Source organism: Streptomyces sp. cg36, assembly GCF_041080675.1.
GTDB lineage: Bacteria > Actinomycetota > Actinomycetes > Streptomycetales > Streptomycetaceae > Streptomyces.
In genome coordinates this window covers 3,060,388-3,077,463 of record NZ_CP163520.1, presented here as the reverse complement: position 1 = coordinate 3,077,463, position 17,076 = coordinate 3,060,388, and the positions used below count along the sequence as shown (strand labels likewise).

The 17,076-nt window shown below is 73.3% G+C and carries 15 protein-coding genes and 1 pseudogene; 7 read left to right on the top strand and 9 right to left on the bottom strand.

Features of this window, described 5'->3' with window-relative positions; all coding sequences use genetic code 11:
• Positions 1-265 precede the first annotated feature (265 nt).
• On the bottom strand, positions 266-703 hold the full coding sequence (locus AB5J87_RS13560) for a gamma-glutamylcyclotransferase (RefSeq protein ID WP_361429759.1): 438 nt from the start codon (positions 701-703) through the stop codon (positions 266-268).
• Positions 704-855: 152 nt separating this feature from the next.
• Here AB5J87_RS13560 and AB5J87_RS13555 point away from each other — a divergent pair, with 152 nt between their 5' ends.
• Both AB5J87_RS13555 and AB5J87_RS13550 read left to right on the top strand, forming a co-directional pair.
• Complete coding sequence (locus AB5J87_RS13555; protein WP_369376807.1) at positions 856-2,295, top strand: NAD(P)H-quinone dehydrogenase; 1,440 nt, start codon at positions 856-858, stop codon at positions 2,293-2,295.
• A 145-nt stretch (positions 2,296-2,440) separates the two neighbouring features.
• Positions 2,441-3,397: a DeoR/GlpR family DNA-binding transcription regulator gene (locus tag AB5J87_RS13550; RefSeq protein ID WP_369376806.1), complete on the top strand. Its 957-nt coding sequence runs from the start codon at positions 2,441-2,443 to the stop codon at positions 3,395-3,397.
• A 213-nt stretch (positions 3,398-3,610) separates the two neighbouring features.
• On the opposite strand, the gene AB5J87_RS13545 is transcribed toward AB5J87_RS13550, so the two are convergent.
• The 4 genes and pseudogenes from AB5J87_RS13545 to AB5J87_RS13530 form a co-directional block, all read right to left on the bottom strand.
• Positions 3,611-4,171: a TetR/AcrR family transcriptional regulator gene (locus AB5J87_RS13545; RefSeq protein WP_369376805.1), complete on the bottom strand. Its 561-nt coding sequence runs from the start codon at positions 4,169-4,171 to the stop codon at positions 3,611-3,613.
• Between the two features lie 26 nt (positions 4,172-4,197).
• A complete protein-coding gene (locus tag AB5J87_RS13540; protein WP_369376804.1) occupies positions 4,198-5,217 on the bottom strand; it encodes a hypothetical protein in 1,020 nt (339 codons plus the stop codon).
• Positions 5,210-6,658: a hypothetical protein gene (locus AB5J87_RS13535; protein ID WP_369376803.1), complete on the bottom strand. Its 1,449-nt coding sequence runs from the start codon at positions 6,656-6,658 to the stop codon at positions 5,210-5,212. Before AB5J87_RS13535 ends, AB5J87_RS13540 begins: the two co-directional genes overlap by 8 nt.
• Positions 6,659-6,745: 87 nt before the next feature.
• Positions 6,746-8,519 (bottom strand): annotated as a pseudogene (locus AB5J87_RS13530) (biotin carboxylase N-terminal domain-containing protein).
• Positions 8,520-8,903: 384 nt separating this feature from the next.
• Between AB5J87_RS13530 and AB5J87_RS13525 the strand changes: the two are divergent.
• Positions 8,904-9,383, top strand: coding sequence for a hypothetical protein (locus tag AB5J87_RS13525; protein WP_369376802.1), 480 nt, complete (start codon positions 8,904-8,906; stop codon positions 9,381-9,383).
• Between the two features lie 31 nt (positions 9,384-9,414).
• Here the strand turns inward: AB5J87_RS13525 and AB5J87_RS13520 are convergent, their stop codons facing one another.
• The 4 genes from AB5J87_RS13520 to AB5J87_RS13505 form a co-directional block, all read right to left on the bottom strand.
• Positions 9,415-10,041: a nucleoside triphosphate pyrophosphatase gene (locus AB5J87_RS13520; protein WP_369376800.1), complete on the bottom strand. Its 627-nt coding sequence runs from the start codon at positions 10,039-10,041 to the stop codon at positions 9,415-9,417.
• 35 nt (positions 10,042-10,076) lie between these two features.
• Entirely contained in the window at positions 10,077-10,205 is a 129-nt protein-coding gene (gene mmpB / locus AB5J87_RS13515) for a morphogenic membrane protein MmpB (protein WP_369376799.1), read from the bottom strand.
• A gap of 68 nt (positions 10,206-10,273) precedes the next feature.
• On the bottom strand, positions 10,274-10,480 hold the full coding sequence (locus AB5J87_RS13510; protein ID WP_369376798.1) for an acyl-CoA carboxylase epsilon subunit: 207 nt from the start codon (positions 10,478-10,480) through the stop codon (positions 10,274-10,276).
• A gap of 17 nt (positions 10,481-10,497) precedes the next feature.
• Positions 10,498-12,099, bottom strand: coding sequence for an acyl-CoA carboxylase subunit beta (locus AB5J87_RS13505; RefSeq protein ID WP_369376797.1), 1,602 nt, complete (start codon positions 12,097-12,099; stop codon positions 10,498-10,500).
• A 133-nt stretch (positions 12,100-12,232) separates the two neighbouring features.
• Between AB5J87_RS13505 and AB5J87_RS13500 the strand changes: the two genes are divergently transcribed.
• From AB5J87_RS13500 to AB5J87_RS13485, 4 genes are all read left to right on the top strand, one after another.
• Positions 12,233-13,093: a biotin--[acetyl-CoA-carboxylase] ligase gene (locus AB5J87_RS13500; RefSeq protein WP_369376795.1), complete on the top strand. Its 861-nt coding sequence runs from the start codon at positions 12,233-12,235 to the stop codon at positions 13,091-13,093.
• Between the two features lie 94 nt (positions 13,094-13,187).
• Positions 13,188-14,342 (top strand): adenylate/guanylate cyclase domain-containing protein, encoded by a 1,155-nt coding sequence (locus AB5J87_RS13495; protein ID WP_369376794.1) that lies wholly within the window; start codon positions 13,188-13,190, stop codon positions 14,340-14,342.
• Between the two features lie 124 nt (positions 14,343-14,466).
• The gene (locus AB5J87_RS13490; RefSeq protein ID WP_369383510.1) at positions 14,467-15,270 is read left to right on the top strand and encodes an enoyl-CoA hydratase/isomerase family protein; all 804 of its coding nucleotides are present in this window, start codon (positions 14,467-14,469) and stop codon (positions 15,268-15,270) included.
• Between the two features lie 132 nt (positions 15,271-15,402).
• Positions 15,403-16,560 carry a diguanylate cyclase gene (locus AB5J87_RS13485; protein WP_369376793.1) on the top strand — a complete coding sequence of 386 codons (1,158 nt, stop codon included), beginning with the start codon at positions 15,403-15,405 and terminating at the stop codon, positions 16,558-16,560.
• The last annotated feature ends 516 nt before the right edge of the window (positions 16,561-17,076 follow it).

Genomic DNA, 17,076 nt, shown 5'->3' with positions numbered 1-17,076 from the left:
GCTGAGCTGGGTGTTTCGGCTGCCGGGTGCCTGCCAGGGGCGCGGGGAACTGCGCGACAAGCCCCCAGGCCCGCAGGTGAAGGCGCACCCCTGCCCGCGCCTCACAGTGGCAGCGCCGGCCGTACCCCCTAGGGGCGCGGGGAACTGCGCGAGCAACCCACCACCGGCCCGCAGACGAACACCTGGTCCAAAAGGGGCGCGGGGAACTGCGCGAGCAACCCACCACCGGCCCGCAGACGAACACCTGGTCCAAAAGGGGTGCCGCTCAGCAGGGGCGTTTGCGGAGTTCCATCACGTAGTCGTGGGGCGCCCCCGCGGACTCCGCCGCGTCCGCCAGCTCCCCCAGGTACCGCGCCGACGGCAACCCGCCCTCGTACGCGTTGAGCACGTAGATCCACGCCGGCTCCTCCCCGTCCAGCGTGTCCACCCGTACCCGCATCCTGCGGTAGATGTCGAGGCCGACACCCTCCCAGCGGTCCATCGAGTCCTCGTCGAGGGAGGCGATGTCGTAGAGGGCGACGAAGACCTGGGAGCGCGGCGCCTCCACGATCGTGGCCAGGGCACCCTCCCAGCCCATCTGCTCCCCGCCGAACGTCAGCCGCCAGCCGTTGAGCCAGCCCGTGCCGCGCAGCGGTGAGTGCGGTGCGCGGCGCGTCATCAGCCGCGGATCCATGTTGCCGGCGTACGCGGCGTAGAGCGACATGGTGTCGAGGGTACGACAGCGGCCCACGGGTGCCCGCGCGAGAAGGGCACACGGGTGTGACAGCCGGATGGCGCCCCGGGGGGCGAAGCATCTTGAAGCGTGCGGGACAATGAGCTACGTACTGCATTCCACAATGCGAGGCGGACTTTTTCGTGACCCGGATCGTGATCATCGGTGGCGGACCCGGCGGATACGAGGCGGCGCTGGTGGCCGCCCAACTCGGCGCGGAGGTGACCGTCGTCGACTGCGACGGTCTGGGCGGGGCGTCGGTGCTGACCGACTGCGTACCGTCGAAGACTCTGATCGCGACGGCCGAGGTGATGACGACCTTCGACTCTTCGTACGAGGAGTTGGGCATCCTGGTCGCCGACGACACCCCGCCCGAGGAGCAGTCCGCCCGTGTCGTGGGCGTCGACCTCGGCAAGGTGAACCGGCGTGTGAAGCGGCTGGCGCTGGCCCAGTCGCACGACATCACCGCCTCGGTGACCCGCGCCGGGGCCCGCGTGATGCGCGGGCGCGGCAAGCTCGGCGGCCCGCAGGGCATCGACGGCACCCGGGACGTCATCGTCACGGCCGCCGACGGCAGCGAGGAGATCCTCACCGCCGACGCCGTGCTGATCGCCACCGGCGGCCACCCGCGCGAGATCCCGGACGCGCTGCCGGACGGCGAGCGCATCCTGAACTGGACCCAGGTCTACGACCTGGAGGAGCTGCCCGAAGAGCTGATCGTGGTCGGCTCCGGCGTCACCGGTGCCGAGTTCGCCGGCGCGTACCAGGCGCTCGGCTCCAAGGTCACCCTCGTCTCCTCCCGCGACCGCGTGCTGCCGGGCGAGGACCCGGACGCGGCGGCCGTCCTGGAGGACGTCTTCCGGCGCCGCGGCATGAACGTCATGGCCCGCTCGCGCGCCCAGTCCGCCAAGCGGGTCGGCGACCGCGTCGAGGTCACGCTCGCCGACGGCCGGGTCATCTCCGGCACCCACTGCCTGATGGCGGTCGGCGCGATCCCCAACACCGCCGGGATGAACCTGGAGGAGTCCGGGGTCAAGCTCCTGGAGTCCGGCCACATCTGGACGGACAAGGTCTCGCGCACCTCCACGCCGGGCGTGTACGCGGCCGGCGACGTCACCGGCATCTTCGCGCTCGCCTCGGTCGCGGCCATGCAGGGCCGCATCGCGATGTACCACTTCCTGGGCGACGCGGTGGCCCCGCTGAACCTGAAGACGGTCTCCTCCAACGTCTTCACCGACCCGGAGATCGCCACCGTCGGCTACTCGCAGGCGGACGTGGACGCGGGCAGGATCGACGCGCGCGTGGTGAAGCTGCCGCTGCTGCGCAACCCGCGCGCCAAGATGCAGGGCATCCGGGACGGCTTCGTCAAGATCTTCTGCCGTCCGGGCACCGGGATCGTGGTCGGCGGCGTGGTCGTCTCGCCGCGCGCCTCGGAGCTGATCCACCCCATTTCGATCGCGGTCGACAACAACCTGACCGTCGAACAGATCGCGAACGCGTTCACCGTGTACCCGTCCCTGTCGGGTTCGATCGCCGAGGTGGCCCGGCAGCTGCACACCCGCAAGAAGGCGGGCGAGGCGTAGCCGAGGGCGTACGCGGAGCGCGGCGGCGCGGGACAAGGCGCCCGGGAGGGCGCCTATACCACTTCGCGGACACCTCTGTGCACACCTTCTGTTATTCGGCGCAAACTGCTGAAAACAATCGGCCGCTCAGGTTACTGTCAGTTTCGTGTTCGCTGCAGAACGTCGCCAATTGATCCTCGAAATGGTGCGCGCCAACGGGGCGGTATCGCTCCGTGAGCTCGCCCGCGTCGTCCAGACCTCCGAAGTGACCGTACGGCGGGACGTGCGGGCACTGGAGGCCGAAGGACTCCTCGACCGCCGGCACGGCGGTGCGGTACTGCCGGGCGGATTCACGCGAGAGTCCGGCTTCCCGCAGAAATCCCATCTCGCGACCGCCGAGAAGACGGCCATCGCCGACCTCGCCGCGGGCCTGGTCGAAGAGGGCGAGGCCATCGTCGTCGGCGCGGGGACGACCACCCAGGAGCTGGCCCGCCGGCTGGCCCGGGTCCCCGGTCTGACCGTCGTCACCAACTCCCTGCTGGTGGCCCAGGCCCTGGCCCACGCCAACCGGGTCGAGGTCGTCATGACCGGTGGCACCCTGCGCGGCTCCAACTACGCCCTGGTGGGCAGCGGCGCCGAGCAGTCCCTCCAGGGGCTGCGGGTCTCGCGCGCCTTCCTGTCCGGGAGCGGGCTGACCGCCGAGCGCGGCCTGTCCACGTCCAACATGCTCTCCGCGAGCGTGGACCGGGCACTGGTGCAGGCGGCGGCCGAGGTCGTGGTCCTGGCCGACCACACCAAGCTCGGCACCGACACCATGTTCCAGACGGTGCCGACCGATGTGATCACGCGCCTGGTCACCGACGAGCCGCCCGCCCACGACGACCGGGCGGGCACCGAGTTTCAGGCCCTGGCCGACCAGGGCGTGCAGATCGCGGTGGCCGGGACCGGGCCGGGCGGCGAGAGCCTGCCCACGGGGCGCCCGCCCCGCCGGGACGTGCCGCTCCCCGGCCAGCGCCGCAGCCATGTGCCGGGCGCCGGACCGCAGTTGCGCAGCGCGGCCCCGCTCGGCGACCAGCAGGGGCCCGGCGACCGGGCGCGGGTCGCGGATCTGCGCCGCCGGTAGGGACGGGCCGGGGCGGACGCGGCCGGGCCGGTTCGCGTCAGATCCGGGCCGGTTCGCGTCAGATCCGGGCCGGTTCGCGGCAGGCCGGGCCGGGGCGGCTCAGGTCGGGGCGGGCCGGGTCTTCGGTCCCGCGGCCGTGGTCCCCTCGCGCGGTGTCGTGACCTGGGCGCGTGCCGCCCGCGGTCGTCGTGGCCGGGGCACGCGCCGCCCCGGTCACGGCTTCAGGCCGCGCAGGGTCAGCGCGAGCAGCCGGTCGGCCAACTCCGGGTCGTCCGGCGCCTGTTCCGCCGCCAGCGCGATCGCGTTGGTGAGCTGGAGCAGATCGCCGATCGTCACGTCCACGCGCACGCTGCCGGCCAGCTGCGCCCGGGCCAGCAGCGCGCTGCCCGCCTCCCGCATCGGCACGTTGCACTGGGCCAGCGCCGAACTGTCGTCGTGCGACGCCGACATGAGGGCGCGGGCCACCCCGCGATACTCACCCGTATGAGTGATGATGGCGCGCAGCCACTCCACGAGCGCCGTACACGGCTGTTCGGCGTCCAGCAACTCGCGGGAGCGGGTCAGCAGTACGTCGACCTCGCCCTGGAAGATCGCGTTCATCAGGGCGTGCCGGTTGGGGAAGTGCCGGTACAGGGTGCCGATGCCGACGCCCGCGCGCTTGGCCACGTCCTCCAGCGAGGCGTCCGTGCCGTGTTCCGCGAAAGCGGCTCGTGCCACGCCGAGGAGCCGCTCGTAGTTGCGCCGCGCGTCGGCACGCATGGGCCTCGTCGTCATACCCCAAGGATGCCCGAACCGCGCGCTCACGGGGCCGCCCGGTAGCGGTCGAGCGCTGACGCCCGGTCGTGGAAGGGGATGCGGGAGAAACGGGAGACCATGGTCCACATCTTCCGCTCCTCGGCCAGCTCCCCCGGCAGCACCAGTCCCAGCGCCTCGGCCAGCGGCTGGCGTCCCGCGTTCACCAGGGCGCGCACCGCCGCCGCCCACTCGTCGGTCGCGGTCACCGCCGCCCGGTACCAGAGCGGCACCAGTACGGCCAGGCCCCCGGCGGCCGTGAGCAGCAGCGGGACGTCGGCGGAGGCGGCCGGGAGCGTGGCCAGCGCGGCCAGCGCGACCGCCGTGTGCCCGGCGAGCAGCGCCACGAAGAAGTCCACGCTGGCGCGGGCCAGATCCACCTGACGGCACAGCTTGTCGGACGCGGCCCCGGTCAGCTCGTTCCACAGCAGCTGGGTGTCCAGCCGGTACCGGTCGTGCCCGTACTCCTCGAAGCGGCGGATCGCGTTGCCGAGCCGGGTCGGGGCCAGCTGCGCCGCGTCCACCGGGTACCGGTTCAGCCGCTCCCGCAGCAGCGCCCGCTGGGCGGAGGTGCGCCGCCGGTCCCCGCGTACGGCACGGGCCAGCCGGGCGTCCGCGCGGATCCGGAGCAGGTCGGCGCGGGCCGGCGGGGCCGGGGGCGTCCCCTCGCGCTCGCGCCGCTCCAGCGAGATGACCAGCAGCCGGTCGGCGAGCGCGCCCCGCGCCCTCAGCGCCCGTCGGCACCCCGCCCGGTAGGCGGCGGCGGGCCAGAGGGCATAGCCCTCCAGGACGCGGTAGAGCAGGTTCTGCAGGGCGCTGAGGACCAGGCCGAGCAGCAGGGCGGCGGCCAGCAGCACCACGGTCGTGCCGGGCATGCCGTCCGGCCACAGCCGGCGCGCCGCGGCGGTGCGGCGCAGGCTGGGCGCGACGGCCAGGGCGAAGACGCCGAGGTTGAGGACGGTCGGGAGTATCCACCCCACGAGCAGGGTCCAGGCGCCGCCCAGCACCCCCTTGGCGATGTCACCCAAGGTCGTCGTCTTCCCAGGAGTCGTCGTCGGGGTTGGTGGTGGGGCCGGGGGAGGTGTGGCGGGTGACGGCGCGGGAGTTGTCGCCCATGGCGACGGCGCCGCGCGAGTTGCCGATGAGGAAGTCGCCGACCTGCTCGTTCCGTACCTCCGCCGGGCCGCCGAGGCCCGGAGCGTGCAGCCCCTGGTCGCGCAGGTCCTCGCGGACGGCGTCGAGGACCAGGAGCCGTACGGTCCGCGCGACCCGGTCGGCCTCGGCGGCGGCGAGCGCGGGCAGCGCGGGCCCGGCGGCGAGCTCGCGGACGGAGACGCGGGCGGCCTCCGTGCGCCGCCCCGCCCGTGCGGACCGCCGCACGCGCCGCACCGGCCAGGCCGCCACCTCGGTGAGCAGCGCGGCGGCGGTCCGCGGCGAGGCGGTCAGCGCCCGCACCAGCGCCCGGCCCGTGGCGGCGGGCGGCTCGCCCAGGGCGTACGCGAAGTCCTCGCGGACCGGCGGCAGGGCGCAGGTGACCTGCTGGAGGGAGAGGAAGGTGCCGTCCAGCCGGACCTGGACGAAGACGGTGACCGGGTGCGGGCCCCGGGAGCCGGAGACGATCCGCAGCCAGCGCGGCCCGGCGGGCAGCTCGTGCGGGAGCCGCGGGAACGTGTTCCGGGGCGGCGCCACCGCCTCCGGGTAGAGGAAGCAGTCCTCGACGCTGTCGGCGAGACCGGGCACGTTCCCCACGGCCCGCGCGATGCGCGTCAGCGCCGGGGGCCGTGCGAACGGGCCCTCGTGTCCCCGTACTTCGACCGTCAGCCCCAGCGACTCCCGTACCGGGCCCGCCCCCAGGAACGGGGAGTCGGGCCGGTGGAACACCACGGACGAGGTGCGCTCCCGGTCGAGGAGTTCGGCCGTGTGCCGCCCTGAGGGGACCCGCCGGAGGCGGTACGAGGGGGAGCCGATGACCCGCAGCCTCAGCTCGACCGCCGCCCGGTGCGCCCCGACCAGCCCGGCCGTGAGCAGGGGGAAGCCGAAGGCGGCGGTGGTCCGCAGCCACCCGGCGTCCCCGGCGGTGGCCCCGGCCAGCACCGCGTACCCGGCCAGCGCCGCGCCGCCCAGCACCCGCAGACAGCCCGCCGCCGTCCGGGCCGCCCAGTGGCGGGGGCGGGCGAGGGCCGCCGCGCCGAGCAGGACCGCGCACGCCGCCGCGTACAGGGCGAACAGGGCGCCCGTGAAGACGAACCCGGCGAACCACAGGAGCGCCACGTACCCGCCCAGGACCGTCGCCGTCCTGCGCGCGCCCAGCGCCTCGGTGACCAGCGCGACCGTGTCGACGTCGGGCGACGGGGCGCTGTACCGGTTCCGGTGGTCGTGCAGTTCGCCGATGACGGCTTCGCGGTAGCGGGCGTCCAGATGGACGCCCGCCGCCAACTGGCGTGTGGTGAGGGAGGGTTCGTCCGGCACCGCCGAAGCGTATCGCCGCCGGAACGGCCGGGGCCCCCGCCGGAACGATCCGGCGGGGGCCCCGACTGGTCAGCCGGTGACGGGAGTTCAGTCCTTGATCTCGCAGATCGCCGCACCCGAGGTGATGGAGGCGCCGACCTCCGCCGCCAGCCCCTTGACGGTGCCGGAGCGGTGGGCGTTGAGGGGCTGTTCCATCTTCATGGCTTCGAGGACGACGATGAGGTCGCCTTCCTTGACCTCTTGGCCCTCTTCGACGGCGACCTTGACGATCGTGCCCTGCATGGGGGAGGCCAGGGTGTCGCCGGACGCCGCCGACCCCGCCTTCTTGGTCGCCCGGCGCTTCGGCTTCGCACCGGCGGCCAGGCCCGTGCGGGCCAGCGACATGCCGAGGGAGGAGGGCAGGGAGACTTCGAGGCGCTTGCCGCCGACCTCGACCACGACCGTCTCGCGACCGGCCTCCTCGTCCGCCTCGGCGTCGGCCGGGGCGGCGAAGGGCTTGATCTCGTTGGCGAATTCGGTTTCGATCCAGCGGGTGTGGACGGTGAAGGGGTCGTGGCTGCCGGTGAGTTCGGGGGCGAAGGCGGGGTCCTTGACGACGGCGCGGTGGAAGGGGATGGCGGTGGCCATGCCTTCGACGGTGAACTCTTCCAGGGCGCGGGCGGCGCGTTGGAGGGCCTGTTCGCGGGTGGCGCCGGTGACGATGAGTTTGGCGAGGAGGGAGTCCCAGGCGGGGCCGATGACGCTGCCGGATTCGACGCCGGCGTCGAGGCGGACGCCGGGGCCGGTGGGCGGGGTGAAGGTGGTCACGGTGCCGGGGGCGGGCAGGAAGTTGCGGCCGGGGTCTTCGCCGTTGATGCGGAACTCGAAGGAGTGGCCGCGCAGGGCGGGGTCGTCGTAGCCGAGGGCTTCGCCGTCGGCGATGCGGAACATCTCGCGTACGAGGTCGATGCCGGCGACTTCTTCGGTGACGGGGTGTTCGACCTGGAGGCGGGTGTTGACTTCGAGGAAGGAGATGGTGCCGTCCTGGCCGACGAGGAATTCGACGGTGCTTGGCGCCGACGTAGCCGGCTTCCTTGAGGATGGCTTTGGAGGAGGTGTAGAGCTCGGTGACCTGCTCGGGGGTGAGGAAGGGGGCGGGGGCTTCCTCGACGAGTTTTTGGTGGCGGCGCTGGAGGGAGCAGTCGCGGGTGGAGACGACGACGACGTTGCCGTGGGTGTCGGCCAGGCACTGGGTCTCGACGTGGCGGGGCTTGTCGAGGTAGCGCTCGACGAAGCATTCGCCGCGGCCGAACGCGGCGACGGCCTCGCGGACGGCGGACTCGTAGAGTTCGGGGACTTCTTCGAGGGTGCGGGCGACTTTGAGGCCGCGTCCGCCGCCGCCGAAGGCGGCTTTGATGGCGATGGGCAGGCCGTGTTCTGCGGCGAAGGCGACGACTTCGTCGGCGCCGGCGACGGGGTCGGGGGTGCCGGCGACGAGGGGGGCGCCGGCGCGCTGGGCGATGTGGCGGGCGGCGACCTTGTCGCCGAGGTCGCGGATGGCGTGGGGCGGGGGGCCGATCCAGGTGAGGCCGGCGTCGAGGACGGCCTGGGCGAATTCGGCGTTCTCGGAGAGGAAGCCGTAGCCGGGGTGGATGGCGTCGGCGCCGGAGTCGGCGGCGGCCTGGAGGACTTTGGTGATGTCCAGGTAGCTGGCGGCCGGGGTGTCACCGCCCAGGGCGAATGCCTCGTCGGCCGCGCGGACGTGCAGAGCGTCCCGGTCCGGGTCGGCGTAGACGGCTACGCTCGCGATCCCGGCATCCCGGCAGGCTCGGGCAACGCGGACAGCGATTTCGCCACGGTTGGCGATGAGCACCTTGCGCACGATGGCTCCCTCCTTGAAAAACAAGCTGAGTTTAGGGAAGCCGTACACCGGCCCACGACCCGTCCCCGGTGGTGAGCTTGCCCACACGGAGTGTGATCCCGGGGTAGCTCGTGTCGCGAAATCCCTTGTCGCACCACGGTACGCCGGGTCCCTCCTCGGCACATTAGCGTTCTGGTGTGGCCAAGGTCTCTGTCCTGGCGGCCAGCGGCCCCCGCACATTCTTTGTGGAGTCCCTACGAATGGCCGAATGATTCTTTACGGCCGGAAGATCCCGCCCACTCCTTCGGCAAGACCCTTGCCCAGGGGTTTACCCGTTAGTAGCGTTCGCGATGTCGGACGTACTACCGGTAACAGGGGCTGGGTGTAGGCAGGGGGAGGTGCGCCGTGGCGCGCAGGACGGTGGCCGTGGTGGCCGCGATCGTTCTCTTGGGCGAGGCCATCGGCATGGCGCTGATCAACTGGATCCTCGGGCGGGTCGTCCACCAGCAGAGCATGTCCATGGGCGGCATCGACTCCGCCACCATGGCCAACGCCACCTATGCGATGGGCGCCGTCGTCGGCCTCTATCTGGCGCTGTGCGCGGTGCTCCTGCTGCTCGTCGCCGTACGCGACCGCGCGCCCGGCCGCTTCGGGCGGATCGTGCTGATCACCTGCGCGGTGGTGCACGGCGTGCTCGGCGCGCTGACGGTCGGTCTGATCGGCTGGGCGGCCTTCGCGTTCATGATGCTGGTGCTGGCCCTGATCGTGCTCGCCCTGCTGCTGAACGCGCCCCCGGCCCCGGCGGAGCCGCGGGACGGCGAGGGCGAGAAGAGCCCCGAGGGGCCCGGCGCGCCGCCCACGAGCGACGCCCCCGCGACCGTCTAGCCGGACGGCCGCGCCCCACCGGGCGGCCCGGCTAGCCGGCCGGGGTCGCCCACAGGTCCGTGATGCTGATGTCCAGCTCCGCGAGCAGCCTGCGCAGCAGCGGCAGCGACAGGCCGATGACGTTGCCCGGGTCGCCGTCGATGCCGTCCACGAACGGGGCCGAGCGGCCGTCCAGGGTGAAGGCGCCCGCCACGTGCAGCGGCTCGCCGCTCGCCACGTACGCGGCCACCTCCGCGTCGCTCGGCTCGCCGAAGCGGACCGTGGTGGAGGCGGTCGCCGAGGCGCGGCGGCCGGTCGCCGTGTCGATCACGCAGTGGCCCGTGCGCAGCACTCCGGCCCGGCCGCGCATGGACTTCCAGCGGGCGGTGGCCTCCTCGGCGTCGGCGGGCTTGCCCAGCGCCTCGCCGTCCAGCTCCAGCACCGAGTCGCAGCCGATGAGCAGGGCCCCGGCGGCCTCCGGGCGGGCGGCGACCGCGTCCGCCTTGGCCTCGGCGAGCACCAGGGCCAGCTCGCCGGGGGTGGGGGCGCTCAGCGCGTCCTCGTCCACCCCGCTGACGATGACCTCGGGGGCGAGTCCGGCCTGCCGCAGCAGACCGAGCCGGGCGGGCGAGGCGGAGGCGAGGACGAGGCGGCGAGCGGCGGCAGTCATACGGGCCATCGTAGACAGCGCCGCACCCCGCCGGGGCGGGAGCGTCAGCGGAGGCTGACCGCGACCATCCCCACCACCATGAGCAGCGCGAGCACCAGACCCGCGCGCCGCATCATCGCCTGGGCGTCGCGCAGTTCCTTCGGCGGCTCGTTCTCCGGGTCGGACCACAGCATGCCTCCGATACTGCGGCCGGTCCGGTCCGGGCGCCTGAGTACGCGTACTCAACCGCCCTGACCGGGTCTCACACGGGCCAGTAGCTGCGCGCCCAGGAGCGCGGGCCCGGCCGGGGGACCGGGCGGCGCGCGATGCGCGCCGGGTCGGACCACTCCTCGGGCGGCAGCGGCGCACCGGACGACGCGGACGCCGTCGCCGCGGCGCGCGCCTGGACCACCGCCAGTGCGGCGGCCAGCTCCTCCGGGGTCGGATTGCCCCGTACGACCTTGATCATGACCGCTCCTCGGGGGCCTAGAGGGGGATGTTGCCGTGCTTCTTCGGGGGAAGGCTTTCCCGCTTGGTGCGCAGCTGACGCAGGCCGCGCACGATGTGCGACCGGGTGTCCGACGGCATGATCACCGCGTCGATGTAGCCGCGCTCGGCCGCCACGTACGGGTTGAGGAGGGTGTCCTCGTACTCCGTGATCAGCCGGGCGCGGGTGGCCTCCGCCTCCTCGGCGTCCGCGGCGGCGGCGATGGTGCGCCGGTGCAGGATGTTCACCGCCCCCTGGGCGCCCATCACCGCGATCTGGGCGGTGGGCCAGGCCAGGTTGAGGTCGGCGCCCAGGTGCTTGGAGCCCATGACGTCGTAGGCGCCGCCGAACGCCTTGCGGGTGATGACCGTGATCAGCGGGACGGTCGCCTCGGCGTACGCGTAGATCAGCTTGGCGCCGCGCCGGATGATGCCGCCGTACTCCTGGTCCACGCCCGGCAGGAAGCCCGGCACGTCCACGAAGGTGACCACCGGCACGTTGAACGCGTCGCAGGTGCGCACGAACCGGGCGGCCTTCTCGCTGGCGTCGATGTCCAGGCAGCCCGCGAACTGCATCGGCTGGTTGGCGACGATGCCGACCGGGTGGCCCTCGACCCGGCCGAAGCCGGTGAGGATGTTCGGCGCGAACAGGGCCTGCGTCTCCAGGAACTCGCCGTCGTCCAGCACGTGCTCGATCACGGTGTGCATGTCGTACGGCTGGTTCGCCGAGTCCGGGATGACCGTGTCCAGCTCCAGGTCGGTCGCCGAGACGTCCAGGTCGGCCGCCTCGGGGAAGGCCGGGGGCTCGCTGAGGTTGTTCGAAGGCAGGTACGACAGCAGGGACTTGACGTACTCGATGGCGTCCTTCTCGTCGCCCGCCAGGTGGTGGGCCACGCCCGAGGTGGCGTTGTGGGTGCGCGCGCCGCCCAGCTCCTCGAAGCCGACGTCCTCGCCGGTGACCGTCTTGATGACGTCCGGGCCGGTGATGAACATGTGCGAGGTCTGGTCGACCATCACCGTGAAGTCGGTGATGGCCGGGGAGTAGACCGCGCCGCCCGCGCACGGGCCCACGACCAGCGAGATCTGCGGGATCACGCCGGAGGCATGGGTGTTGCGGCGGAAGATCTCGCCGTACATGCCGAGGGCCATGACGCCCTCCTGGATGCGGGCGCCGCCGGAGTCGTTGATGCCGACGACCGGGCAGCCGGTCTTCAGCGCGAAGTCCATCACCTTCATGATCTTCTGGCCGAAGACCTCGCCGAGCGAGCCGCCGAGGACCGTGAAGTCCTGCGAGAACACCGCCACCGGACGGCCGTCGACGGTGCCGTAACCGGTCACCACGCCATCGCCGTACGGGCGGTTCAGCTCCATCCCGAAGTCGGTGGAGCGGTGCCGGGCGAACTCGTCGAGCTCGACGAACGACCCTTCGTCGAGGAGCAGCTCCACCCGCTCACGGGCGGTCAACTTGCCCTTGGCGTGCTGCTTTTCCACCGCGCGCGCTGAGCCGGCGTGCGTGGCCTCGTCGATCCGGCGCTGCAGGTCCGCGAGCTTGCCCGCGGTGGTGTGGATGTCGGTCATCGATGGCTGCTCCGGCTCGGACATCGGGATGCGGCTCCCTGCCTGGTCACGGGTTCTGCTGGCTACTGACTCGTAGGGTAGTGGTGGCGATACGGTTCGGCAGTGCGTCGTTTGCCACACCACAGTGCGCTTGCGCCAACGCGCCTAACCTGGCTGTATGACGCCTCCGGACGTATCCGACAGCCGCTGGTCCGACCTCGACCGGCCCCCGCTCAACGCCTCCGCCCTGCGCCACGCCCTGGTGCGGCCCGGCGCCCTGTGGACCTCCCTCGACGTGGTCGCGGAGACCGGCTCCACCAACTCCGACCTCACCTCCCGCGCCAAGGAGCTGCCCGAGGGCGCGGTCCTGGTGGCCGAGGAGCAGACCGCGGGCCGGGGGCGCCTGGACCGCAACTGGACGGCGCCCGCCCGGTCGGGGCTGTTCTTCTCGGTCCTGCTCCGGCCCGGACCGGGCGTCCCGGCCGAGCGCTGGGGCTGGCTGCCGCTGCTCACCGGAGTCGCCGTCGCCACCGGTCTGTCCCGGGCCGCGGGCGTGGACACCTCGCTGAAGTGGCCCAACGACCTGCTGGTCACCGTGGACGGCGAGGAGCGCAAGGCGGGCGGCATCCTCGCCGAGCGGGCCGGGGACGACGCCGTGGTGGTCGGCATCGGCCTGAACGTGACGCTGCGGGCGGCGGAACTGCCCGTCCCCGCCGCCGGTTCGCTGGCGCTGGCGAACGCGGTCTCCACCGACCGCGAGACGCTGCTGCGGGCCGTGCTGCGCTCGCTGGAGCAGTGGTACGTGGACTGGCGCGAGGCGGGCGGCGACCCGGCCGCCTCCCGGCTCCAGGAGACATACGCGGCGGGCTGCGCCACGCTGGGCCGTACGGTCCGCGCCGAGCTGCCGGGCGAGCGTTCGCTGACCGGCGAGGCGGTCGCGGTCGACTCCGACGGCAGGCTGGTGCTGGCCACCGGGACCGGCCTGCGGGAGCCGGTCGCGGCGGGCGACATCGTTCATCTGCGGACGGCAACGGGCTGAGGGACGTGAGCTACGGCACACCTGTCGTATCGTGGAGCCCGATCCAGCGACAGATCGGCAGGGAAGTGCGCAGGGAACGGGCAGGAGGCGGCTGGTGACCGTCGACGACACACAGCCGGGCGAGGGTGGCGACCCACCCCCCGAGACGGCGCCGTCCCCCTATCCGACCCCGCACCACGCCGTGGACCACACCGCCGAGCCGACCCACGACCCGCTGGCCATCCGGCTGGAGCAGCTGATCCTGGGCGCGGACCGCCGCTACACGCCGTTCCAGGCGGCCCGCACCGCCGGGGTCTCCATGGAGCTGGCGTCGCGGTTCTGGCGGGCCATGGGCTTCGCCGACATCGGCCAGGCCAAGGCGCTCACCGAGGCCGACGTGCTGGCGCTGCGCCGGCTCGCCGGTCTGGTCGAGGCGGGGCTGCTCAGCGAGCCGATGGCCGTGCAGGTGGCCCGCTCCACCGGGCAGACCACCGCCCGGCTGGCCGAATGGCAGATCGATTCCTTCCTGGAGGGCCTGACCGAGCCGCCCGAGCCCGGGATGACCCGTACGGAGGTCACGTATCCGCTGGTCGAGCTGTTGCTGCCGGAGCTGGAGGAGTTCCTCGTCTATGTGTGGCGGCGCCAGCTGGCCGCCGCCACCGGGCGGGTGGTGCAGGCGGCCGACGACGAGGAGATGGTCGACCGGCGGCTCGCCGTCGGCTTCGCCGACCTCGTCGGCTTCACCCGGCTGACCCGGCGCCTGGAGGAGGAGGAGCTGGGCGAGCTGGTCGAGGCGTTCGAGACGACCGCCGCCGACCTGGTCGCCGCGCACGGCGGACGGCTCATCAAGACGCTCGGCGACGAGGTGCTCTTCGCGGCCGACGACGCCGGGACCGCCGCCGAGATATCGCTGCGGCTGATCGAGACGATGGGCCACGACGAGACGATGCCCGCGCTGCGCGTGGGCATCGCCTTCGGCACGGTCACCACCCGGATGGGCGATGTGTTCGGCACCACCGTGAACCTCGCCAGCCGCCTCACCTCGATAGCGCCCAAGGACTCGGTGCTGGTCGACGGCGCCTTCGCGGAGGAGCTGGCCCGGACCGGGGACGCGCCCGTCTCGGAGGCGCAGGCCGCCGAGGAGGCCGCCGCGGCCGAGAAGGAGGGCGAGGAGCCGCCCAAGTACCGGTTCGCGCTGCAGCCGATGTGGCAGCGGCCGGTGCGCGGCCTCGGCGTGGTCGAGCCCTGGATGCTGCACCGCAGGGGCTGAGCCGGAGATCCGGCCGCGCACCCGCGCGCGGCCGGGCACCGCGGGTCCCCGCACCCCTGTGGGGGCGGGGGGTGCTCCGCCTAGGATCTCCCGACGTAACGTTCGTTAACGTCGTCGGGAGGGTCTGATGGGCACGGATGAGCAGCGGTACGGGGAGTTCGTCGGCGTACGGCGGCACGGGCACGTCGCCGAACTGGTCCTCGACCGGCCCAAGGCGATGAACGCGGTCTCCAGCGAGATGGCCCGCTCGGTCGCCGCCGCCTGCGACGCGCTCGCCGCCGACCCCTCGGCGCGGGTGGTCGTGCTCACCTCCACCCACGAGCGGGCCTTCTGCGTCGGCGCCGACCTCAAGGAGCGCAACTCCATGAGCGACGCCGAACTGGTCCGCCAGCGCCCCACCGCGCGGGCCTGCTACACCGGCGTCCTCGAACTGCCGGTGCCGACCGTGGCCGCCGTGCACGGCTTCGCGCTCGGCGGCGGGTACGAGCTGGCGCTGGCCTGCGACCTGATCGTGGCGGACGCGACGGCCGTGGTCGGCCTGCCCGAGGTCTCCGTCGGCGTCATCCCCGGCGGCGGCGGTACGCAGCTGCTGCCCCGGCGCGTCGGCGCGGCCCGGGCGGCCGAACTGGTCTTCACCGCGCGGCGGGTGGAGGCGGCCGAGGCGCGCGAGCTGGGCATGGTGGACGTGCTGGTGGACGCGGGCGAGGACCGTACGAGCGCGCTGGAGCTGGCCGGGCGGATCGCGGCGAACTCGCCGGTCGGGCTGCGCGCGGCCAAGCGGGCGATGCGGCTCGGGCACGGCCTGGACCTGCGGGCGGGCCTGGAGGTCGAGGACGCGGCCTGGCGGTCGGTGGCCTTCTCCGGGGACCGGGCGGAGGGCGTGGCGGCGTTCAACGAGAAGCGGAAGCCGGAGTGGCCGGGGGAGTGAGGGGCCGGAAGCCCGCGCGGCCCGGCAGGTGGCGGGCCGCGCGGGCTTCCGCCGGGCACGTTCCTGATCATCCTTGATCGTCTTGGCCCGGCCAACTGATCAAATTCGGGCAAACCTCCCTAAACTGGAGGGATGCGCGGTGAGGGTGAGGGCAGGGGCGGGGCCGGGGACGCACGGCTGACGGCCGTGGTGTCGTTGGCGCAGGCCATGGCGGCGGCGCACACCCCGCGCGAGTCCTGGCGGGCGGCGGCGCTCGGCGCGCGGTCCGCGCTGAAGGGGAACTTCGCCGCGCTCTCCACCTGGGAGCGGGAGCTGGGGCGGCTGCGGGTCCTGGTGAACGCGGGCGAACGGGCCGAGGGGGAGGAGGAGTTCCCGGAGGACGAGACGTATCCGGTGCACCAGTTCCCCGAGATCACCGAGTTCCTGCACGAGCGGTGGGCCGGGGGCGGCGAGCCCAACGCGTGGGTGGAGGTCGCCACCCGGCCGCCCGGCGAGGAGGCCGGGTACTGCCACGAGCGGGTCACCGCGCTGCGGCGGCGCGGGCGCGGCTGCTGCGTGGTCGCGCCGATCGTGCTGCACGGGCGGGCCTGGGGCGAGCTGTACGTGGCGCGGCCGGTGGGGGCGCCCGTCTTCGACGCCGCCGACGCCGACTTCGCCACCGTCCTGGCGTCCGTGGCGGCGGCCGGGATCGCCCAGACCGAACGCCTGGAGGAGGTCCGCCGCCTCGCCTTCACCGACCCGCTGACCGGGCTCGCCAACCGGCGGGCGGTGGACGTACGGCTCGACGAGGCGATCGAGGCGCACCGGCGGGACGAGTCGGTCGTCAGCCTGGTGGTGTGCGACCTGAACGGGCTGAAGCGGGTCAACGACACCCGGGGGCACGCGGTCGGCGACCGGCTCCTGGAGCGGTTCGGGTCGGTCCTCTCGCTGTGCGGGGCCAAGCTGCCGGGAGCGCTGGCGGCCCGGCTCGGGGGCGACGAGTTCTGTCTGCTGGCGGTGGGGCCGGCGGCGGACGAGGTGGTGCGGGTGGCGTCCGAACTGTGCGTGCGGGCGGGGGAGTTGGAGCTGGGGGAGGGGGTGGCGTGCGGGGTCGCGTCCACCGGCGACCCCATCGGGCCGGTGCGCTCGGCCCGCCGCCTGTTCCGGCTGGCGGACGCGGCGCAGTACCGGGCGAAGGCGGCTCGGGCGGGGGTGCCGGTGGTGGCGGGGCGGGACGGGGCGGTGGTCCGGCTCGCGGACGCGGCGGCACCGGAACGGGCGGAGCGCCGCCGTTTCCGGGGGCGGGGCTGAGGGGTTCTCCGGACCGGGTGTTCGTCCGCGGCCCGGCGGTCGCTTCTCGCGCAGTTCCCCGCGCCCCTTGAAAACCCTCGTCCGTCTGCGGACCGTGCTGGGTTGCTCGCGCAGTTCCCCGCGCCCCTTTGAAACCCGCCTTCGTCCGCGGGCCGTGCCCGCTTCTCGCGCAGTTCCCCGCGCCCCTTGAAAACCCTCGTCCGTCTGCGGACCGTGCTGGGTTGCTCGCGCAGTTCCCCGCGCCCCTTGAAAACCCTCGTCCGTCTGCGGACCGTGCTCGCTTCTCGCGCAGTTCCCCGCGCCCCTGAAAACCTTCGTTCGTCCGCGGGCCGTGCTGGGCTGGTCGCGCAGTTCCCCGCGCCCCCAAACCTGCCGGGCCGATGCCCGTTTCTCGCGCCCGCGCGGCGGAGCCGCAAATGTGCACAGCCCCGCGCCCCTAAAAGCCTGTGGCTGAGCTCGGTTCTCCGGCTGCCGGGTATCCCCTAGGGGCGCGGGGAACTGCGCGACCGGCCACGC

Excerpts from the sequence above, each read along its gene's own strand:
- AB5J87_RS13510 (WP_369376798.1), bottom strand. The coding sequence starts at position 10,480 with ATGATCAAGGTCGTACGGGGCAATCCGACCCCGGAGGAGCTGGCCGCC.
- AB5J87_RS13500 (WP_369376795.1), top strand. The coding sequence starts at position 12,233 with ATGACGCCTCCGGACGTATCCGACAGCCGCTGGTCCGACCTCGACCGG.
- AB5J87_RS13505 (WP_369376797.1), bottom strand. The coding sequence starts at position 12,099 with ATGTCCGAGCCGGAGCAGCCATCGATGACCGACATCCACACCACCGCG.
- AB5J87_RS13560 (WP_361429759.1), bottom strand. The coding sequence starts at position 703 with ATGTCGCTCTACGCCGCGTACGCCGGCAACATGGATCCGCGGCTGATG.
- AB5J87_RS13545 (WP_369376805.1), bottom strand. The coding sequence starts at position 4,171 with ATGACGACGAGGCCCATGCGTGCCGACGCGCGGCGCAACTACGAGCGG.
- mmpB (WP_369376799.1), bottom strand. The coding sequence starts at position 10,205 with ATGCTGTGGTCCGACCCGGAGAACGAGCCGCCGAAGGAACTGCGCGAC.
- AB5J87_RS13520 (WP_369376800.1), bottom strand. The coding sequence starts at position 10,041 with ATGGCCCGTATGACTGCCGCCGCTCGCCGCCTCGTCCTCGCCTCCGCC.
- AB5J87_RS13485 (WP_369376793.1), top strand. The coding sequence starts at position 15,403 with ATGCGCGGTGAGGGTGAGGGCAGGGGCGGGGCCGGGGACGCACGGCTG.